At 71.5% G+C, this 20,908-nt stretch carries 15 protein-coding genes; 8 read left to right on the top strand and 7 right to left on the bottom strand.

Features of this window, described 5'->3' with window-relative positions; translation table 11 throughout:
• The first annotated feature begins 12 nt into the window (after positions 1-12).
• Entirely contained in the window at positions 13-2,016 is a 2,004-nt protein-coding gene (locus tag ACIBCM_RS20375; protein ID WP_399245087.1) for a thioredoxin domain-containing protein, read from the top strand.
• Between the two features lie 113 nt (positions 2,017-2,129).
• Here the strand turns inward: ACIBCM_RS20375 and ACIBCM_RS20370 are convergent, their stop codons facing one another.
• Genes ACIBCM_RS20370 through ACIBCM_RS20355 form a run of 4 tightly spaced genes read right to left on the bottom strand, consistent with a single transcriptional unit; the run spans position 2,130 to position 6,221 of the window.
• Positions 2,130-3,371 carry an ABC transporter permease gene (locus ACIBCM_RS20370; protein WP_399245085.1) on the bottom strand — a complete coding sequence of 414 codons (1,242 nt, stop codon included), beginning with the start codon at positions 3,369-3,371 and terminating at the stop codon, positions 2,130-2,132.
• Complete coding sequence (locus ACIBCM_RS20365; RefSeq protein WP_399245083.1) at positions 3,368-4,432, bottom strand: ABC transporter ATP-binding protein; 1,065 nt, start codon at positions 4,430-4,432, stop codon at positions 3,368-3,370. Before ACIBCM_RS20365 ends, ACIBCM_RS20370 begins: the two co-directional genes overlap by 4 nt.
• Positions 4,429-5,571, bottom strand: coding sequence for an efflux RND transporter periplasmic adaptor subunit (locus ACIBCM_RS20360; protein ID WP_399245081.1), 1,143 nt, complete (start codon positions 5,569-5,571; stop codon positions 4,429-4,431). Before ACIBCM_RS20360 ends, ACIBCM_RS20365 begins: the two co-directional genes overlap by 4 nt.
• On the bottom strand, positions 5,571-6,221 hold the full coding sequence (locus ACIBCM_RS20355; protein ID WP_399245079.1) for a hypothetical protein: 651 nt from the start codon (positions 6,219-6,221) through the stop codon (positions 5,571-5,573). Before ACIBCM_RS20355 ends, ACIBCM_RS20360 begins: the two co-directional genes overlap by 1 nt.
• Positions 6,222-6,307: 86 nt before the next feature.
• On the opposite strand from ACIBCM_RS20355, the gene ACIBCM_RS20350 reads away from it, so the two are divergent.
• The 6 genes from ACIBCM_RS20350 to ACIBCM_RS20325 all read left to right on the top strand — a co-directional run bounded on the left by ACIBCM_RS20350 (position 6,308) and on the right by ACIBCM_RS20325 (position 16,080).
• On the top strand, positions 6,308-6,961 hold the full coding sequence (locus ACIBCM_RS20350) for a response regulator transcription factor (protein ID WP_399245077.1): 654 nt from the start codon (positions 6,308-6,310) through the stop codon (positions 6,959-6,961).
• Positions 6,958-8,307: an ATP-binding protein gene (locus ACIBCM_RS20345; RefSeq protein ID WP_399245075.1), complete on the top strand. Its 1,350-nt coding sequence runs from the start codon at positions 6,958-6,960 to the stop codon at positions 8,305-8,307. The genes ACIBCM_RS20350 and ACIBCM_RS20345 overlap by 4 nt, the downstream gene beginning before the upstream one ends.
• A gap of 295 nt (positions 8,308-8,602) precedes the next feature.
• On the top strand, positions 8,603-9,865 hold the full coding sequence (locus tag ACIBCM_RS20340) for a glycosyltransferase (protein WP_399245073.1): 1,263 nt from the start codon (positions 8,603-8,605) through the stop codon (positions 9,863-9,865).
• Between the two features lie 341 nt (positions 9,866-10,206).
• Complete coding sequence (locus ACIBCM_RS20335; protein ID WP_399245071.1) at positions 10,207-12,180, top strand: ArnT family glycosyltransferase; 1,974 nt, start codon at positions 10,207-10,209, stop codon at positions 12,178-12,180.
• Positions 12,177-13,403: a glycosyltransferase gene (locus ACIBCM_RS20330; RefSeq protein ID WP_399245069.1), complete on the top strand. Its 1,227-nt coding sequence runs from the start codon at positions 12,177-12,179 to the stop codon at positions 13,401-13,403. Before ACIBCM_RS20335 ends, ACIBCM_RS20330 begins: the two co-directional genes overlap by 4 nt.
• 283 nt (positions 13,404-13,686) lie before the next feature.
• Entirely contained in the window at positions 13,687-16,080 is a 2,394-nt protein-coding gene (locus tag ACIBCM_RS20325; RefSeq protein ID WP_399245352.1) for a galactose oxidase-like domain-containing protein, read from the top strand.
• A 79-nt stretch (positions 16,081-16,159) separates the two neighbouring features.
• On the opposite strand, the gene ACIBCM_RS20320 is transcribed toward ACIBCM_RS20325, so the two are convergent.
• Together ACIBCM_RS20320 and ACIBCM_RS20315 are read right to left on the bottom strand one after the other, a co-directional pair.
• Positions 16,160-16,918, bottom strand: coding sequence for a TetR/AcrR family transcriptional regulator (locus tag ACIBCM_RS20320; RefSeq protein WP_399245067.1), 759 nt, complete (start codon positions 16,916-16,918; stop codon positions 16,160-16,162).
• 222 nt (positions 16,919-17,140) lie between these two features.
• Positions 17,141-17,815: a hemolysin III family protein gene (locus tag ACIBCM_RS20315; protein ID WP_399245065.1), complete on the bottom strand. Its 675-nt coding sequence runs from the start codon at positions 17,813-17,815 to the stop codon at positions 17,141-17,143.
• A gap of 305 nt (positions 17,816-18,120) precedes the next feature.
• Here ACIBCM_RS20315 and ACIBCM_RS20310 point away from each other — a divergent pair, with 305 nt between their 5' ends.
• Positions 18,121-19,944, top strand: coding sequence for a phosphoenolpyruvate carboxykinase (GTP) (locus ACIBCM_RS20310; protein WP_399245063.1), 1,824 nt, complete (start codon positions 18,121-18,123; stop codon positions 19,942-19,944).
• 489 nt (positions 19,945-20,433) lie between these two features.
• Here ACIBCM_RS20310 and ACIBCM_RS20305 read toward each other — a convergent pair whose 3' ends face one another.
• The gene (locus ACIBCM_RS20305; RefSeq protein WP_399245061.1) at positions 20,434-20,826 is read right to left on the bottom strand and encodes a hypothetical protein; all 393 of its coding nucleotides are present in this window, start codon (positions 20,824-20,826) and stop codon (positions 20,434-20,436) included.
• Between the last annotated feature and the right edge of the window lie 82 nt (positions 20,827-20,908).

Here is a 20,908-nt window from a genome sequence, read left to right as displayed (position 1 = left end):
TAGGTTGGTGAGATGCCGAATCGACTCGTGGGGGAGACCTCTCCCTATCTGTTGCAGCACGCCGAGAACCCCGTCGACTGGTGGCCCTGGGGCCCCGGGGCGTTCGCGGAGGCCGAGCGGCGGGGGGTGCCGGTCCTGCTGAGCGTCGGGTATTCGAGTTGCCACTGGTGTCATGTCATGGCGCACGAGTCCTTCGAGGACGACGACACCGCCGCGTATATGAACGAGCACTTCGTGTCCGTCAAGGTGGACCGTGAAGAGCGTCCCGACGTGGACGCCGTGTACATGGAGGCCGTGCAGGCCGCCACCGGGCAGGGCGGCTGGCCCATGACGGTGTTTCTGACCGGCGAAGCCCAGCCGTTCTACTTCGGGACCTACTTCCCGCCCGAGCCCCGGCACGGGATGGCGTCCTTCCGGCAGGTGCTGGAAGGGGTCACGGCCGCCTGGGCGGGCCGGCGGGACGAGGTCGCCGAGGTCGCCGGGAAGGTCACCCGGGATCTGGCCGCGCGGTCGCTCGCGCACGGCGGGGAAGGGGTGCCCGGGGAGCCGGAGCTGTCACAGGCGCTGCTCGGGCTCACCCGGGACTACGACGAGCGGCACGCCGGTTTCGGGCGCGCGCCCAAGTTCCCGCCGTCGATGGTGCTGGAGTTCCTGCTGAGGCACCACGCCCGCACCGGTGCCGAAGGGGCACTCCAGATGGCCGTGTCGACCTGTGAGGCGATGGCCCGGGGCGGCATCTACGACCAGCTCGGCGGCGGATTCGCCCGCTACTCGGTCGACCAGGAGTGGATCGTTCCCCACTTCGAGAAGATGCTCTACGACAACGCGCTCCTGTGCCGGGTGTACGCCCACCTCGCCCGTGCCACCGGGTCCGGTCTCGCCCGCAGAGTCGCGCTGGAGACCGCCGACTTCATGGTGCGCGAGCTGCGGACCGCCGAGGGGGGCTTCGCGTCCGCGCTGGACGCGGACAGCGAACTCGACGGCAGGACGGTCGAGGGCGCGTACTACGTATGGACTCCGCGCCGGCTGCGCGAGGTCCTCGGCGACGAGGAAGGACAGCGCGCCGCCGAGCTGTACGGGGTGACCGAGGAGGGGACCTTCGAGGAGGGCTTCTCGGTGCTGCGGCTGCCGGGCGCGGAGCCCGATCCGTCCGTACGGGAACGGCTCTTCGCCGCCCGTGAGCGCCGTCCCCGACCCGGGCGGGACGACAAGATCGTCGCCGCGTGGAACGGACTGGCCATCGCCGCGCTCGCCGAGACCGGTGCCTACTTCGACCGCCCCGACCTCGTCGAACGCGCCACCGAGGCCGCCGATCTGCTCGTACGGCTGCACATGGACGCGGGCGCCCGCCTCACCCGTACGTCGAAGGACGGCACCGCCGGTGCGAACGCCGGTGTCCTGGAGGACTACGCCGATGTCGCCGAGGGCTTCATCGCGCTCGCGGGCGTCACCGGGGAAGGGGTCTGGCTGGACTTCGCGGGCTTTCTGCTCGACAACGTCATCGACCGTTTCACCGGTGAGAACGGCACGCTCTACGACACCGCCCATGACGCCGAACCGCTCATCCGCCGGCCTCAGGACCCGACCGACAACGCCACCCCCTCCGGCTGGACCGCGGCGGCCGGGGCGCTGCTGTCGTACGCCGCGCACACCGGCTCCGAGGTCCACCGCGGCGCGGCGGAAGGCGCGCTGGGTGTGGTGAAGGCACTGGGCCCGCGGGCGCCCAGGTTCATCGGATGGGGGCTCGCCGTGGCGGAGGCGCTTCTCGACGGGCCGCGTGAGGTGGCCGTCGTCGGTCCGCAGGACGACCCCGCTGCCCGCGCACTGCACCGAACCGCCCTCATGGGTACGGCCCCCGGCGCCGTCGTCGCCGCCGGTCCGCCCGACGGCGACGAGTTCCCGCTGCTGAGGGGGCGCCCGCTGGTGGACGGGCAGGCCGCCGCCTATGTCTGCCGGGGCTTCACCTGCCGTCTCCCCACGACCGAACCGGACGAGCTGGCCCGGCAGTTGGAGTGAGCGGCTGTCACCCGTACCCGAGCGACGGCCCCCGGCGGAGCGCGCACGCCGGGAGAGCGTGAGCGTCTTCGCCGGGGGCCCGCGCGGCGGACGTCGGCGGGTCCGCCGCGCCGTCATGACGACGCGAGCGCCTCCGTCGGGGGCAGCCGCGCCGCACGCCGGGCCGGGTACAGGCCCGCCACCGCGCCGATCAGCGCCGCGGCGCCGACCCCGCCCGCCACCGCTTCGACGGGCAGTACCAGGGGCCAGCCGCGGTGGAGCGCGTAGCCGAGGGTGATGCCCACCCCGATGACCAGCCCGAGCAGCCCGCCCAGCAGCGACAGGGCCACCGCCTCCGTCAGGAACTGCGTCCGGATCTGCCGCCGGGTCGCACCCAGCGCCCGCCGCAGCCCGATCTCCTGACGGCGTTCCAGGACCGAGATGACCATGATGTTCGCGATACCGACGCCCCCGACGAGCAGGGCCACCCCGCCCAGCCCGAGCAGCAGTCCGTTGAACGCGGACTTCGCCGCCAGCTGGGCCGTCAGCGCGTCCGACGGGCGGCTCACCCGCACCTCCTGGGGGTGCTCCGGCGAGACCGTGGCGGCGAGCACCTGCCACACCTCCTCGACGACGGCGTCCTTCGAACGCTCGTAGATACGGGTGGGGTGACCGTCGAAACCGAGCTGGGCCGCGTACTCCCAGCCGAGCAGCGCCGAACGGTCGATCTCGGGGGCCAGCGGCAGGGGCTTGAGGATGCCGATGACGGTGACCCAGCGGCCCGCCGTGTACACCTGCTCCCCGGGCCGGTCGAAGCCGAGCCGCCGGGCCGCGACCGAGCCGAGGACGACCGAGGGGTAGCGGGCCGTCGCCGCGTTGAGGAACACCCCGGACGCCAGCGGGTCGCCCGTGCCGCCGATCGTCCGCAGCAGATCGAGCCGGGCGGCCTGGACACCGATGCCGCCCGTCTCCGCCACGGGGATGCGGTCCGTACGCCGTACCGTCGCGTCCGGGACGGTACCCACCGCCGAGACGGACTCGACGCCGGGGATCTGCCGGACCATGCCCACCGCGTCCTTGGGCAGCGTGGCGTTGTCGCCCTGCAGGGACTGGCCGGGGGCGGCGGTGAGGAGGTTGGTGCCGAGGGCCTCGACCTGTTTCAGCAGGCCCGCCCGGCTCACCGTACTGATGCCCAGGACGGCGACGAGCGCGGCGATGCCGATCGCGATGCCGAGCGCGGACAGGGCCGCGCGCAGGGGGCGCCCCCGCAGACCTCCGAGGCCGACGCGGGCCAGATCGACCGTGCTGAGGCGGGCGGGTACGGGCAGGGGGTGGGCCGGCGGAGCGTCCGCTCGGGAGGGCGCGAGGAGTGTCATCCGGCCCCCTCCCCGAGCATGGACTTCCTGTCGGCGCCAGGGCCCCCGCCCCTGGGCGGGTGCGTGGCCGGGCCGGTGCCGGCGTGCGGGTGTGGGCCTGTGCCCCTGCCGGGGTCCGTGCCCCCGGCCGCGTCCGCCGTCGGGCCCGTGCCGGTCTCCGGGCCCGCGCCTGCGCCCGTGTCTGCGCTCGCGCCCGTGCCCGGCCTCGCTGCCGTGCCCCCGGCCGTGTTCGCCCGCACCCTCGTATCCGTACGGATCCTGCCGTCCAGCAGCTCGACCCGTCTCGGCAGCGAGGCCGCCAGCGCCGGGTCGTGGGTGATGACCGCCACCGACGTACCGTCGCGGTTCAGTTCCGCCAGGACCTCCATGATCCCCGTGCCCGTCGCCGAGTCGAGTGCGCCGGTGGGCTCGTCCGCGAGCAGCAGGGCCGGGCGGTGGACGACCGCGCGGGCGATGGCGACCCGCTGCTTCTCCCCGCCGGAGAGCTGCCCCGGCAGATGGCTCATCCGGCGGCCGAGGCCGACCCGTTCGAGACCCGCGGCGGCCAGGGCCCTGCGCCTCCTGAGCGGAATGCCGCTGTAGAGCAGGCCCGTCGCCACATTGTCGAGCGCCGAGAGATGCGCGGTCAGAAAGAACTGCTGGAACACAAAGCCGATCCAGCGCGCCCGGATGGCCGCGAGCCGCCGGTCGGGCAGGGCGGCGACATCGTGGCCGCGTACGGTCACCAGCCCCGTGCTCGGCCGGTCGAGCGTGCCCATCAGATGCAGCAGCGTGGACTTTCCCGAGCCCGACGGGCCGACGATGGCGAGGAGTTCGCCGGGGGCGATGGTGAGGGAGACCTCGTGCAGAGCGCGTACGCCACCGGGGTACTCCTTGGAGGCGGCGCGCAGTTCCACGACGGGCACGGCCCCGCCGGTCCGGGAACCGCCCACGGTCCGGGAATCCGTGCCGGCCCGGGAACCGCCCACGGCCCGGGAGCCGGAGCCGGTCAGGGAATCCGCGCCGGCCCCGGAGGCGGTGCCGGTACCGGAGTTCGTGCCGGTCCTGGAGTCGGTCGTCATGCGCCCGGCACCTCCACCGTGGTCCCCGCCGTCAGAGCACCGGTCACCTCGACCTTGCCGTCGGCGAAGACCCCCAGCTCCACCGGTACCCGCCGGGCCGTGCCGTCCGCCGCCACGACCCGTACCGCGTAGCTGCCGTCCGGCATCGCGACCAGCGCGCTCACCGGCACCGCCAGGACGTTCTTCCGCACCCCGCTGGTGAAGCCGACCGTGACCGGCGCCTTGTCGAACCGCCCGGCGTCCGCCGCGCGGTCGAGGGTGATGACCACGGGCAGGGTCGCCGTCTCGGTCCCGGCACCCGGCTGCTGCTCGTCGCCGTCGTCGCCGCCGGTGGCCACCTTGCCCACGGAGGAGACCTTGCCCGTGGCCGACTTCCCGCCGGGGAGCTGGATCCGTACGGCGGCACCGACGACGGCCAGCTCCTGCTGTCCCACGGGCATGTCCACCAGGATCCGGCGTTCGGTGCCGGAGGCCGTGAACACCTCGCCGCCCGCCGGTGCGCCCAGCACACCGGTGACGGAGGTGACGCGCAGCGCGCCCGGTTTGACGACCACATCGCCCGGCTGCACGGTTCCCGACGCGGTGACGCCCAGGGCCTTCTGCCACTTCTTCACCGCGGCGGCCGTCGCCGCGCTGAAGTGGTCGTCGACCGCGAGGGCGGAGCCGTGGCCGAGGCGGACGAGATTGCGTTCCAGCAGGGTGACGTCCGGGCCGTCGGTCATCCCCTGGGCGAGGGCCCGCCACAGCGGAGTGGCGCCGTAGAGCAGGGGTACGGGGCGCCCGTCGACGCCGTACACCCGCTGTCCGCGCCGGATCACCTGCCCCTCGGCGGGCAGCCAGGTGACCGTCCCCCGGGCGTTGGCGGCCACCTTGTGGCTGCCGGCGTAGTCGAGCTTCCCGTCCAGCTGGGTGCGCTGGGCGAGATCGGTCCGGACGACGGGGGCCGTGGACGTACGCGGTCCGGTCCCGGGATCGTCCCCGGCGCGGTCCGGTACGAAGAAGGCGGCGGCACCCGCCGCGCCGCCGACGAGGACGGCGGCGACGAGTACGGTCAGCCCGCGCCGCCGGGTCAGGCCCCGGCGGTACGGGACCGGCTCCTGATCCGGCGGTCCCGGGGGCCCGGTCTCCACGACGGTCATCACGAGGTGCCCTTCTCGTCCTTCGGCGGACCGGCCTCCTTCTGGCAGGCCCGCTGGGCCTTCTCGACCTTGGCCTCCTCGCCCGCCTTGGATCCCAGCTCCAGCGGCTTCCCGGGCTGGGGATCCTTGACGTCGAGGCCGTTGGCGCGCAGACAGCGGGCCAGTTTGAGGTCCTTGTCGTGGGCGTTCGGATCGAGGGGAGCGTCCCTGTCCTCGGGGGCGTACTTCTTGCACGCGGCCTCCGCCGCCTTCAGTTTGGCCTCACCGCCGTCGGGGACCTTGATGTTCGATCCTCCGTCGGGGCCCGGGTCGGCCGCGTCGATGCCGTGTTCGCGCAGGCACTTGGCGTACGCCACCCCGTCGGCCGCCGCTTTGGGGGAGGGGCTCTTGGCGTCGGCGGTCTCGTCCGTGCCACCGGAGGCACCGCAGCCGGTCAGCGCCACGAACAGCAGGGCGGGGAGCGCGAGGGCGGGCAGCGCCCGGAGCCCGCGCCGGCGCCCCGCGCGGGGAGCGTTGGGTGCGGCGGGTGCGGCGGGCGCTGCCCCGGCAGCGGGTGCCCCTGACTCAAGAGAAGGGGCGGGGGCGGCGGACGGGCGCCGCCTCGTGTCTCCGGACCGGCGCCCTTGCGGGTGTCGCAGATGCTGATTCATGCGGCCAGGCTGGCCCGGCGGGAGTTTCGCGGCGGTGACCCGGGCGTTCACCGCCGCCTTACACGGCCCGCGCTACCAAGGCAGACATGCGACTACTCGTGGCCGAGGACGAACGCCCGCTCGCCGGACTGCTCGCCACCGGTCTGCGCCGTAACGCCCTGGCCGTGGACGTGGTCCACGACGGCTCCGACGCGCTCGAACGGCTGGCGGTCAACGACTACGACGTCCTGATCCTGGACAGGGATCTGCCCGGGGTGCACGGCGACGAGATCTGCCGCCGTCTGGTCCGGGAGGGTTCGCCGGTACGCATCCTCATGCTCACCGCCGCGAGCGCGGTGAGCGAGCGGGTGGCCGGTCTCAGCCTGGGCGCCGACGACTATCTGCCCAAGCCCTTCGCCTTCGCGGAACTCCTCGCCCGCGTCCACTCCCTGGGCAGACGCAGCGCCCCGCCGCTGCCTCCCGTGCTGGAGCGGGAGGGCGTGAGCCTGGACACCGGCCGCAGGGAGGCGTACCGGGACGGGCGGTATCTGCATCTGACACCGAAGGAGTTCGCCGTGCTGGAGGTGCTGCTGCGCGCGCGTGGGGCTGTGGTGAGCAGCGAGGACCTGCTGGAGCGGGCATGGGACGAGCACACCGACCCGTTCACCACGGTGGTGAAGGTGACGATGAGCAAGCTGCGCGCCAAACTGGGGGAGCCCGCGGTGATCTTCACCGTCGCGGGCGGGGGGTACCGGCTGTGAGCCGGGCGCGGGATCTCGTACGGGACCGGCGGGCTTCCGTACGCGTACGGCTGACGGCCCTCTACAGCGGGCTGTTCATCACCGCCGTCACGATCCTCCTCATCACCGTGAACCTGCTGCTCGGCCGGGTGCTGGAGCGCGAGGCCGGGACGCTGCACGAGTCGTACGACCTCTACCGGCCGGGTGTCTCCCAGGGCCGGTATCCGCCCGGGACACCGGAAGGGACGCCAGGGACGGCCAGGACACCAGAGACCCCAGGGACAGCCGGAACACCAGGGACAGCCGGGACCCCCGACCGAACACCCGGGACGTCACCGGAGAAGGCGCCCCCGCCCCGGGGCGAGCCGTCGGCGAATGTGCGGAGCAGCACCGAGAGCTCGGCCGAACGGCTCAAGAACACGGTGCTCGACTACCAGTGGGACGTGACCTGGATCGCCGTAGGGGTCCTCGCCCTGGTCTCGGTCGTCGCCGGGTGGTGGCTGGCGGGCCGGCTGCTGCGTCCGCTGCACCTGGTCACGGCGACGGCGAAACGGCTCTCCCTCTCCCGGCTGGACGAACGGATCGCGCTGCGCGGTCCGCGCGACGAACTCAAGGAACTGGCCGACACCTTCGACGACATGCTGGCGCGTCTGCAGCGCGCGGCGGACACCCAGCGCCGGTTCATCGCCAACGCGTCCCACGAGCTGCGGACCCCGCTCGCCGTTCAGCGGGCGGCCATCGACATCGGACTCGACCGGCCGACCGCGGACGAACTCGCCGATATGCGGCGGGAGTTGCTGAACGCCAACATCCGTACGGAGAAGCTGATCGACGGGCTGCTGATGCTGGCCCAGGGCGAGCGGGGACTCGAATCCCGTGAGCCGGTGCGGATCGACGAACTGGCGGCCGAGGCCGCCACCCAGTACCGGGGTGCGGCCACCGGGGCGGGTATCGCGCTGGAGACCGACCTCGGACCGGCGCTGGTCGAGGGGGACGCGGTCCTGCTCACCCGGCTGATCGGCAATCTGGTGCACAACGCCGTCCGGTACAACCACCCGGGCGGCCGGATCCTCGTACGCACCACACGCTCCGGCGGGATCACGGTGACCAACACCGGTCCGGTGGTGCCGCCGGGACGGGTGCCCGAGCTGTTCGAGCCGTTCCGGCGGCTGCGTGTACCCCGTACGGCCGGGCCCGAGGACGGGGAGCCGGGCGGGCTGCCCGCCGAGGGCGCGGGGCTCGGCCTGTCCATCGTCGCCGCGATCGCCGAAGCGCATGACGCGCCCCTGACCACCGTCGCCAACCCGGACGGCGGGCTGACGATCTCTCTCGCCCTGCCCGCAATGCGCCTTTCCGTCCCCTCCTAAACCACGGCGGCGCGATCCGTGCGGGGAATCCGTCAGACGGGGACACCCGGTCGTCCAGGTGTCCGCTGAGCGGACACATGTGAATGTTCCGCGGCCCCTGGGACGCCAAGTGTCAGGAATGCGATGGCGTTTGTCGGATGATCGCCGGACTTTCACATTCCGCCGCTAGGGTCCCCACAACAAGAAGTGGCCGGGAACATGCGCAAGGGGAGCGCATGAGACCACCCGGCCGTATGCGCGCGCTTTCTGGCCAGGGGGGTCCTGTCGCCACGCGCGAGGGGCCAGAGGGGGCTTCGTGCTGTCATCGGTGTTGGTCGTGGCCATTTCCATGGCCCTGTTCTGGATGGCGGCGTTCACGCTGTGGTGGCAGATGCACGCCTGGCGTACGCCCGAGACGCTCGCCGCGACCAGCTTCGACCGGCCCGACGGCCGGGTGGGGCTCTCGTTCTCCCTGCTGTTACCCGCCCGGCACGAGCAGGCGGTGCTGGAGCACACCATCGACCGGCTCCTGAAGTCCAGCCACTCCAACTTCGAGATCATCGTCATCGTCGGCCACGACGATCCGGAGACGGCGGCGGTCGCCGAGCGGGCGGCCCGGAAGGACCCCCTGCGGGTCCGGGTCATCACCGACACCCATGAGTCCAAGAACAAGCCGAAGGCGCTGAACACCGCGCTCCCGCACTGCCGCGGTGACATCGTGGGCGTCTTCGACGCGGAGGACCAGGTCCACCCCGAACTCCTCGCCCATGTGGACCACGCCTTCACCAGCACCGGCGCCGATGTGGTCCAGGGCGGGGTGCAGCTGATCAACTTCCACTCCAGCTGGTACAGCCTCCGCAACTGCCTGGAGTACTTCTTCTGGTTCCGCAGCAGGCTCCATCTGCACGCGCAGAAGGGCTTCATCCCCCTCGGCGGCAACACCGTCTTCGTCCGCACCGATGTGCTGCGGGAGGCGGACGGCTGGGATCCGGAGTGCCTCGCCGAGGACTGCGACCTGGGCGTACGGCTCTCCTCCACCGGCAAGAAGGTCGTCGTCGCGTACGACAGCGACATGGTCACCCGTGAGGAGACCCCCGGCAGCCTGATGAGTCTGCTCAAGCAGCGGACCCGCTGGAACCAGGGCTTCCTCCAGGTCTACCGGAAGAAGGACTGGCGCCGACTGCCCAGCCGGGGTCAGCGGCTGCTCGCCCGCTACACCCTGATGACCCCCTTCCTCCAGGCGTTCACCGGTGTGGTCATCCCGCTGAACGTGGCCATCGCGCTCTTCGTCGACGTCCCAGTGGGCGTCGCCATCGTGACCTTCCTGCCGCTGATCACCGCCATGATCACCTTTGTTTTCGAGATCGTGGGACTGCACGACTTCGGCAAGCAGTACGGGCTGCGCGTGCGGTCGGTGCACTACCTCAAGCTCATCGCCGGCGGCCCCTTCTACCAGGTACTTCTCGCCGGCGCGGCCGTGCGCGCGGTCTGGCGGGAGCAACGGGGACGCAATGAGTGGGAGCTGACCAGCCATGTCGGCGCGCATCTCACCGAAACCCGAGAGGACGTCCACCGGTGACGACCACCCTGCCCCCCGACGAGAAGACCCCGGCACCGGACGGTGCCTCCGGGCCCGACGGTGCCACCGCACCGGACGGTTCCTCCGCTCCGGAGGGTTCCTCCGGACCCGGGACGGACGGTTTAACGGAACGGGACGGAGCACCGGGATCCGGGGGAGTACCCAAACCCGGGGGAGAGCCGGAATCCGGCGGGACTCCGGCGACCGACCGGGGAGCGGACCGGACGGCGGCCGGAACGCCGGGTACGGCCAGTGCCACCGGTACGGCCGGGACAGCCGGCACCCCCGGTACCCCCAGTACCGCCTCCGCCTCCACGGCCACCTCCGCCTCGGCCTCCGCCGTGGCCACCGCGCCCGCCCCGCCGTCCACCGCCACGGACGGGCCGTCCACCACACCGGACCGGCCCCCCACCGCACCGGACAACAGGTCGAAGGCCCTGCCCGACCGGATCCGGAGCCGGGTCCGCGTTCTGCCCCGGCCGGTCGTACGCTTCCGCACCTCCCGGCCCGACGTTCTGCTCTGTCTGGGCCTGCTGGTCGTGATCGTGCTCGTCCAGGGCTGGAACATCACCCGCTTCCCGACGCTCAGCGACGACGAGGGCACCTACCTCGCCCAGGCGTGGGCGGTCCAGCAGGGCGAGGGCCTGGCCCACTACACGTACTGGTACGACCATCCGCCGCTCGGCTGGCTCCAGATAGCCGGACTCACCTGGATCCCCTCCCTCATCGCGCCCGAGTCGATGACGGTCGCGCCGATGCGCTGGGTGATGCTGGGGGTCAGCGCGGCCTCCGCGGTCCTCGTCTACGTACTGGCACGGCGGCTGTTCCTGCCCCGCTGGGCCGCCGGGCTCGCCATGGCGCTCTCCGGACTCTCCCCGCTGTCCGTCTACTTCCAGCGGGAGATCTTCCTCGACAATCTCGCGGTCTTCTGGATGCTGCTGGCCTTCTGCCTGGCCGCGTCCCCCAGCCGCCATCTCTGGCACCACTTCGCGGCGGGACTCGCGGGCGCGACCTCCGTGCTCACCAAGGAGACGATGCTCCTCGTCCTGCCCGCCCTCCTCGTCACGATGTGGAGGCACAGCCATCGTGACACCCGTAAGTTCGCCGTGACGGGCGCGGTGACGTCCTGCGCGCTGATCGGTCTGTCGTACCCGCTGTACGCCCTGCTGAACAACGAACTCTTCCCGAGTTCCGAGCGGGTCTCCCTCATCGACGGCATCACGTACCAGATGAGCCGTGAGGGCTCCGGTTTCCTCCTCACCCCGGGCACCGGCTCCCACAAGACCTTCCACTCCTGGCTCTACTACGACCCGGTTCTCCCGCTGGGCGGTCTGGCGGCGGCGCTGCTCCTGCTGCTCACCCTGCGGTGGTCCGTCACCGCTCGCGCCCTCGCCGGTCCCGCCCTCGCCGTCGCGATCCTCGCGGTGGTGGCGCTGCGCCCGTCGGGCTATCTGCCGGCGATGTACGTGATCCAGGCGCTGCCGTTCCTCGCACTGGTCCTCGCGGGCGCGGCGGCGAGCGTGGCCCACGGGATCCTGAACCGGGGAAGGCCCCGGCGGACACGGGGGCGGGCGACGCTCCGGCCCTTCGGACGCGGGAGGCCGGCGGCGGCCACCGCGGTGGAGGCGGCCGGGAGTGCGGCGGAGCCCGCGTACGGCACCGGCGATCCGCGACAGGACCGCCCGCCCCGCGCCCTGTTCGCCCGCCGCCTGTGTGTGGCCGCCCTCGCCGTCACCTCCGCCGTCCTGCTTGTCCCCCGCTGGATCGACGGCAATCGCGACGCCCTCACCGTGGACGCGAACGCGCCCTACCGGGCCGCCGCGGCCTGGATGCGGGACGAGGTCGAGGACCCGGCGTCGACACGCGTACTCGTCGACGACGCGATCTGGCTGGATCTGGTCCACGAGGGCTTCGAGCCCGGCACCGGCGCCATCTGGTTCTACAAGGCGGACCTCGACCCGGCGGTGACGAAGACCATGCCGCGCGGCTGGCGGGACATCGACTACGTCGTATCGTCCCTGGCGGTCAGACGGGACGCGGTCGACCTGCCCAACGTCAAGGCGGCACTGGCGAATTCGACCCGCGTCGCCGTCTTCGGCTCCGGCGAGGACCGCGTCGAGATCCGCCGGGTCGACGACACGGGTACGGCGAAGGCGGGGGCCGCGAAGCCTGCGGCCACCAACACCGGGGCCTCGACGTCCGGAGCCACCGAGCCCGGCACCCCGCAGTCCGGGGCCACCGGGCCCGGGGCCACCCGGACCGGTGCCGCCCCTGCCGCCCGGAACGCGGCCGCCCCCGCCGGAGCCGGCCGATGACCGGCCCGCATACCGGCGCCGAGGAACGCGGCGACCCCGAACTCGGCGCGGCCCAGATCGCCGAACCGGGAGCGGTGACCATCGTCGTCCCGACCTTCAACGAGTCGGGCAACATCCGGGAACTGCTGCGCCGGATCACGGAGTCCGTACCGTCCCGGCTGCCCTGCGAGGTCCTGTTCGTGGACGACTCCACGGACGACACCCCGGAGGTGATCGCGGGCGCGGCGCAGGACTGTCCGTTCCCGGTGACGGTGATCCGGCGCGAGACTCCGGACGGAGGTCTCGGCGGTGCCGTCGTCGAGGGGCTGCGCGGTGCCGGCTCGGACTGGATCGTCGTCATGGACGCGGACCTCCAGCATCCGCCGGCCCTCGTCCCCGATCTGGTCGCCGAGGGGGAGCGGACCAACGCCGACCTGGTCGTCGCCAGCCGCTATATCCGCGGCGGCAGCCGTGAGGGCCTGGCCGGCGGCTACCGGGTCGCCGTCTCCCGTACGGCCACCTGGCTCACCAAGGCGCTCTTCCCCCGTGCTCTGCGCGGGATCAGCGACCCCATGAGCGGGTTCTTCGCGATCCGCCGAGGTGCGGTGAAGGGCGCGGTCGCCGATGGCGCGCTCAAGCCGCTGGGTTACAAGATCCTGCTGGAGCTGGCCGTCCGCTGCCGCCCCGGAACGGTCGCCGAGGTGGCGTTCGTCTTCCGGGAGCGGTACGCGGGCGAGTCCAAGTCGACTCCCAGGGAAGGCATCCGCTTCCTCAAACACCTCTCCGGGCTGCGGACCTCCTCGCCGCTCGCCCGGATGCTCGCGTTCGGTCTGATCGGACTGACCGGCTTTCTGCCGAACCTGGTCGCGCTGTACCTGCTGACGAGAGCGGGGATGCACTATCTGCCCGCCGAGGTCGTGGCCAACCAGTTCGGTGTCGTCTGGAACTTCCTCCTCATCGAGGTCCTGCTCTTCCGCGACCGCCGAGGGCACCGGCACTGGGCGGACCGGGTGGGCAGATTCGCGCTGCTCGCCAACGCCGATCTGCTGCTGCGGATTCCGCTGATCGCGCTGTTCGTCGGATGGCTGGGGCTGGCGGTGCTGCCCGCGACGGGCCTGGCGCTGCTGCTGACCTTCGTCCTGCGGTTCGCGGCCACCGAGGCGCTGGTCTACCTCCCGCGCAAGGGCGGCGCGCCGCGGTCCTCGCGCCGCTCCCGCGTGCGCGGGCCCCGCCAGAACTCCTGAGCCCCGCCGCCGTACGGACCGGGGACCCGCGTCCGTACCTCCGGCGGACCACGACCCGGCGGCCGGGGCGACCGGCCTCCGTCAGTCCCACGAATCGGCGGGAGCAGCCCCACGAACCCGTGGGAACGGTCCCGCGATCCGTTGGGACACAGCACCGAGCAACGAACCCGCGCGCGCCGGCCCTGCGCCGAGCACGGACGGCTCGCGCCGAGCTGGAAGGAGAAAAACCTTGCCATCAGCATTCCGCCGGCACAGATCCACCGCGCTGCTGGCCGTCGCGGCGATGACCGCCGCACTCCTCGCGACCGTACCCGCGCCCGCGTCCGCCGGGCCCAATCTGATCCAGAACCCCGGTTTCGAGACGGCGGGGGGACCGGGGAACGACGGCATGCCCGCCTGCTGGAAGAAGTCGGGCTGGGGGGACAACGACTTCACGTTCCAGACCGTCACCGACGCCCACTCCGGCTCCGCCGCGATGAAGGTCTCGCTCACCCGCCGGGTCAGCGGCGACCGCAAGGCCCTGGTCACCGAGAACGCGACCTGTGCGCCCCCGGTCACCCCGGACAAGCAGTACGACCTGTCCCTCTGGTACAAGAGCACGACGCCCGACACCGCCGTCACCCTCTTCCGGCACGACGCCGTGAACGGCTGGCAGTACTGGACCGATCTGATGACCCTGCCGGTCAGCGCGGGGTACGCACGGGCCGAGGTCCGTACGCCCGCCGTACCGCCGGGCACGACCCGGATCGCGTGGGGTGTGTCGGTGTACGGGGTCGGATCCGTCACCACCGACGACTACACGATGGAGGAAGTGAGCGTTCCCGCTCCCGACCCCGAGTGCACCGCGACACCCGTCGAGTGCGCGAAGGGCCGCTGGGACGTGCTGCCGACGCAGAACCCGGTGCGTTCCATGCACTCGGTGGTGCTGCACAACGGCAAGGTGCTGGTGATCGCGGGCTCGGGCAACGATCCGGCGATGTTCGAGGCCGGTACGTTCACCTCGGCGATCTACAACCCGGCGAACGGGACCTGGCGTCAGATCCCCACGCCCGTCGACATGTTCTGCGCGGGCCATGTCCAGCTCCAGGACGGCAAGGTCCTGATCATGAGCGGTAACAAGGGCTATCCGTCGGCGGACGGGACCGTCGGCTACCAGGGCCTGAAGGACTCGTACACCTTCGACCCGGTCACCGAGACCTACACCCGGACGAACGACATGTTCGACGGCCACTGGTACCCGTCGGCGACCATCCTCGGCAACGGTGACGTCATCTCCTTCGGCGGGCTGAAGGAGGACTCCACCGGCAATGTGACGGCCGAGAAGTTCTCCGCCGCGCAGAACAGGTGGCTGCCCATCAACCAGGTCAACCAGACCTGGTCGTACTGGGGTCTGTACCCGTCGATGATCCTGATGCAGGACGGGAGGCTCTTCTACTCGGGCAACCACGTCTTCGGCAACGGCACCCCGGGCACGGGCGCGTCGATCTACGACTACAACGCGAACACCATCACCGACGTGCCCGGTCTGCAGAACAAGGACCAGCGCGACCAGGCCGCGAGCGTGCTCCTGCCGCCCGCGCAGGACCAGCGCGTCCTCACGATCGGCGGCGGCAACAACGAGCAGAACCCGGTCGCCAACCGGCTGACCGACATCATCGACCTCAAGGCGCCCAGCCCCGCCTACCAGCCGGGACCGCTGCTGCCGCAGGGCGAGGTCGACCAGGGTGCCGGCCGGCGTCCGCAGACGGGCGCCGAGGGCAAGATGTACGTCTCGGCCGTGCTGCTGCCCGACGGCAAGGTCTTCGAGACCGGCGGCGGGATGCACGACCGGGCCGACCCGGTCTTCGAGGCGTCCTTCTTCGACCCGGTGACCAACACCTATGAGGCGGGTCTGGCGAAGGACCCGATTCCGCGCGGCTACCACTCGTCGTCGTTCCTGCTGCCCGACGGGCGCGTGATGTCGGTCGGCGACAACCCCGGCAACGGGACGTACAACCACAATGTGTCCATCTACACCCCGCCGTATCTCCTCAAGGGGAACCGGCCGGACATCACCTCGGTCCCCGACAACCGCTGGAACTACGGCGACACGCAGCGGATCACGGTCGACCGGCCCATCGCCAAGGCGGAACTGATCCGCCCGGCGGCGGTCACCCACTCCTCCGACCCCAACCAGCGCTTCGTGGATCTGCCGCTGACGGTCAACGGCAACAACATCGACCTCAATGTCACCAGCAACCCGAATCTGGCGCCGCCCGGCTGGTACATGCTCTTCGCCGTCGACGCGAACGGCATTCCCTCCGTCGCCGAATGGGTCCACCTCGGCCCGTCCGGCTCCGGCTCCGGCGCGCGGTCGGCGTCGTCGCACCACAGTCCTTCGGCCCATGTCCACGACTTCGCGAACGACCTGGCCAAGCCCGCGAAGAAGCCGCTGAAGAAGCGGGCCTCGGCGCCCGTCAGCCCCAAGATCTCCGGTTGTGAGCGCAGTTACGGCTCCGCGGGGGTCTGTGTCCCGACGGTCTTCCCGAAGGCCGTGAAGCCCACGGCCAAGGCCCGCTGCGACTGGCTGGCGGCCCATAAGTACGGCCGTCTGAAGCTCAACGGCAAGGCCGATCCCCTGAGGCTCGACCGCAATCGCGACGGCACGGCCTGCGGAAAGGGGGACACGGGCCGCTAGCGCGGTGAATTCCTGGGGCCCGGGGACATCCCCGGGCCCTTTCCCCTTTCCTCTGTCCGGTCCCGCACCCGGATTTCCGTCAATCGCCGGATGGGTTGCACAATCCAGCCCGTCCGGCGTTTGAGGACTGGGGGTCCGGGGGCAACGCCCCCGGCAGGAAACCCGAGCCCCCACCCCTGAGCACCGACCTCGCCTCGTCCACCAGCTCCCACACATCGTTCTCACGGCCGCGCTCCGCCCACACCACGACCACCTCCCGCAGCGCCCCCATCACCGCCGCCGTGAACACACGGAGGCCGATGTCGTCACGGTCACGGCCGGTGCGGTCGGCGAGGGCGCGGACGAGGACCTGCGCCGTGGCCGCCATCGCCTCGGTCACCCGGGCCCGTACGGCCGGCACCTCCAGCAGCAGTTTCACACGCGCGGCGACCTCCTCGACGCCCCCCGCCTCCTCGGCCTCGCCGGAGGCGAAGGAGGACAGACTCTCCCGGAAGACATGGAGCAGCGACTCCAGGGGGTCCTCGTCCAGGGGCCGGGCCCGCAGCCGCGCCTCCAGCACCGGGGCGTACTCGTCGGAGAGGACGATGTCCTCCTTCGTGGGGAAGTAGCGGAAGACCGTGGACGGGGAGACCTCCGCCGCCTCCGCGATCTGCTCGACCGTGGTCGCCTCGTACCCCCGCTCGGCGATCAGCCGGTACGTCGCGCGCCGGATCGCGATCCGCGTCTTGAGCTTCTTGCGCTCCCGCAACCCCATCGGCGGCCGGTCCCCGGCGGTGAGCGCGTCGCGCGCGGAGATGTGCGACGGGTTACCGGAGGGGATACGCGCGGTTGCTGCCATACGGTCATTGTCGGCCATCGGGAGCGGCCCCCGGGGGCCGGTTCCGGATCCGCCCGGTGACGGGGTGACGCGATGACGTACGGCCGGCCGGGCCTGCCCCGGGGCCGGGACGGAGAACGGCCGCGACTCCCGGCCGCTACTCCCGGTCACGGCTCCCGTCCGTGACCCCCGGATGTGACCGCAGACCGCGACTCCCGGTCACGGCCATCGGCCCGGTCTGCCTCAGTTCTGGTACGCCACCATGGAGATCCCGACGTAGTGGACCACGAACGCCGCCAGCGTGAACGAGTGGAAGACCTCGTGGAACCCGAACCACCGAGGAGACGGATTCGGCCGCTTGATGCCGTAGACCACCCCGCCAGCGCTGTACAGCAGCCCGCCGACGATCACACAGACGAGCACTGCGATCCCCCCGGCCCGCAGGAAGTCGGGCAGGAAGAAGACCGCCGCCCAGCCCATCGCGATATAGCAGGGCGTGTACAGCCACCGTGGGGCGCCGACCCAGAAGACGCGGAACGCGATCCCCGCCGCTGCCGCCGCCCAGACCGCCCACAGCAGGGGCTTGGCGGTGGAATCGGGGAGCAGCAGCATGGTCAGCGGGGTGTAGGTGCCCGCGATGATCAGGAAGATGTTCGCGTGGTCGAGCCGCCGGAGCACGGCCTCGCCGCGCGGGCCCCAGTTGCCGCGGTGGTACAGCGCGCTCACCCCGAAGAGCAGGCACGCGGTCAGGACGTAGATCGCACAGGCCACCCGCGCCCGGGTCGAGCCGGCGAACGCGGTGAGGACGAGACCCGCCACGAGAACGGCGGGGAACATGCCGGCGTGGAGCCAGCCGCGCAGCCGCGGTTTCACCGGAGGCGGTTCTATCTCGGTCACTTCGGACGCGGCGGAGGTCATGCGTTGGATGGTACCTACGGACCCGTAGGTACGGGATGCCGGAGCCCGTATTCCGGTCCGAATCCGGCCGTTCCCTCCTGCCCTGACCAGGCACGATCTCCTGGCCGCCCGCCCGGCGCCCGTGTGACCCGAGTGGCGATGCTCACGTGAGTGGTCCTCTGGACAGATGGGCGCGTGACACGGATGATCAGATGAGTGCGGTCGGCACCGGATGAGCGGCTACGAAGCATCCGGGTCGCAGCCCCCACGGGGCAAACACAGGGCAGACAGCTCAAAACCTTCAAACCCCTCACTTAGGAGCAATCGTGGCGCGCGACATCGCGGCTCCCAGCACCCTTCCCACCAAGCACCAGGAACTGATCACCTGGGTCGACGAGATCGCAGCAATCACACAGCCGGACAGCGTCGTCTGGTGTGACGGATCCGAGGCCGAGTACGAGCGCCTGTGCGAGGAGCTCGTCGCCAGGGGAACCTTCAGGAAGCTGGACCCGATCAAGCGCCCGAACTCGTACTACGCCGCCTCCGACCCGACCGATGTCGCGCGGGTCGAGGACCGTACCTTCATCTGCTCCGAGAAGGAGGCGGACGCGGGCCCCACGAACCACTGGAAGGCCCCCGCGGAGATGAAGGAGATCTTCGCGGGCGAGAAGGGGATCTTCCGCGGCTCGATGAAGGGCCGGACGATGTACGTCGTCCCGTTCTGCATGGGCCCGCTCGGCTCGCCGCTCTCCGCCATCGGCGTCGAGATCACCGACTCCGCGTATGTCGCCGTCTCCATGCGCACCATGACCCGCATGGGACAGCCCGTCCTCGACGAGCTGGGCTCCGACGGCTTCTTCGTGAAGGCCGTCCACACCCTGGGCGCCCCCCTCGCCGAGGGCGAGAAGGACGTTCCGTGGCCGTGCAACTCCACCAAGTACATCTCGCACTTCCCCGAGACCCGCGAGATCTGGTCGTACGGCTCCGGCTACGGCGGCAACGCCCTGCTCGGCAAGAAGTGCTACGCCCTGCGTATCGCCTCCGTCATGGCGCGTGACGAGGGCTGGCTCGCCGAGCACATGCTGATCCTCAAGCTCACCCCGCCGCAGGGCGAGTCGAAATATGTCGCGGCGGCCTTCCCGTCCGCCTGCGGCAAGACCAATCTCGCCATGCTGGAGCCCACCATCTCCGGCTGGACCGTGGAGACCATCGGCGACGACATCGCCTGGATGCGGTTCGGCGAGGACGGCCGGCTGTACGCGATCAACCCCGAGGCGGGCTTCTTCGGTGTCGCGCCCGGCACCGGCGAGCACACCAACGCCAACGCCATGAAGACCCTCTGGGGCAACGCCGTCTTCACCAATGTCGCCGTCACCGACGACAACGACGTCTGGTGGGAGGGCATGACCGAGGAGGCCCCGGCCCACCTCACGGACTGGAAGGGCAACGACTGGACGCCCGCGTCCGAGACCCCGGCCGCCCACCCCAACGCCCGGTTCACCGTCCCGGCCGCGCAGTGCCCGATCGCCGCGCCCGAGTGGGAGGACCCCAAGGGCGTGCCGATCTCGGCGATCCTCTTCGGCGGCCGGCGCGCCTCCGCCGTTCCGCTGGTCACCGAGTCCTTCGACTGGAACCACGGTGTCTTCCTCGGCGCGAACGTGGCGTCCGAGAAGACCGCCGCCGCCGAGGGCAAGGTCGGCGAGCTGCGCCGCGACCCGTTCGCGATGCTGCCGTTCTGCGGCTACAACATGGGCGACTACATGGCCCACTGGATCAAGGTCGGTCAGACCGCCGATCCGGCCAAGCTGCCGAAGATCTACTACGTCAACTGGTTCCGCAAGAACGACGCGGGCAAGTTCGTCTGGCCCGGCTTCGGCGAGAACAGCCGTGTCCTGAAGTGGATCGTGGAGCGCCTGGAGGGCAGGGCCGACGGCGTCGAGACCCCGATCGGCGTCCTGCCGACGGCGAAGGCGCTGGACACGGACGGCCTCGACCTCCCCGCCGACGACCTGGACTTCCTGCTCACGGTCGACAAGGAGGTGTGGCGCGAGGAGGCCGCCCTGGTCCCCGAGCACCTGAACACCTTCGGTGACCACACCCCGCAGGAGCTGTGGGACGAGTACCGCTCCCTGGTGGCCCGCCTGGGCTGAGCCCCCGGGCCGGGACCGCTGTTCCGGTCGGTCACCCCTGACCGATACCTCGCGGCGGACCGCCTGACATCCGCCCTGACCTGTGGAGTCTCGCCCAGGTCCGCCGCGTCCCGGCCCCGGAGTCCCCTCGGACTCCGGGGCCTTCTGGTGCGGCACCGGCTCGTCACGCCGTACACCGCCCGGAGCCGTATCCCTGCTCAGGAGCCGCCCCGGGCATCTCCGGGATCCCGGAGATGCTGTGGAGGAACTTCGTCCGGCGGGCGGTTGAGCCGCTGGAGCGAACGCGGGGGCACAGGGATCGTCGTGGAGGCCGGGGTGCCTGGTCCGGGGCGCACGCGTGCCGAGGTGCGCCACGGCCGGTGAGCGCCGGGCCGGAAACGGGCCGCGAGGGCCGGCTCCGACGGGTGAACGGGCCGATGTCCGCCTTGCCCGCGCGAGCGGGGGGTGGCGCCCGGTCCACGCGCCTTCGCGGCCCGTGGACCGGGGCCGTCAGGGGGCGCCGACCAGCCGGAGGCCGTCGAGGGCGGCGGTGTGGGCGTCCATCCGCTCGGCGGCGAGGATCGCCGCCGAGGTGTCGGCCCGGGAGGCCGCCACGACGAGGGCGCGCCCGGCGAGCGCGTGGGCGCGGCGGTGCAGCGCCGCAGGATCCCGGCCGTCGCCGTCGACGGTCGTACCGCGGGCGGGCGTCGCACCCCTCAGCCGCGCGATCTGGGCCGCGATGCTCTCCGCGGCCTCGGCCAGTTCCAGCTCGTCGGTGACGGCCAGAAGTGCGGAGAGATGGCCGGCGAGCTGGATGTCCAGCTCCTCCTCGCGCGAGCGGTGCGGGTACCGCGCGTCCTCGGCCACCGTGTGGACAGACCTGGTGCGGATCGGCTCGTACATGGGGGATGGCCTCCTGCTCGCTGTCAGGAGTCCATCTTAGCTTGGATTCAGTCTAAAGTTCACACTTGTCGGAAACGGCGGG

Source organism: Streptomyces sp. NPDC051018, from assembly GCF_044456085.1.
Classification (GTDB): Bacteria; Actinomycetota; Actinomycetes; order Streptomycetales; family Streptomycetaceae; genus Streptomyces.
This window is presented reverse-complemented; position numbering and strand designations above follow the sequence as displayed.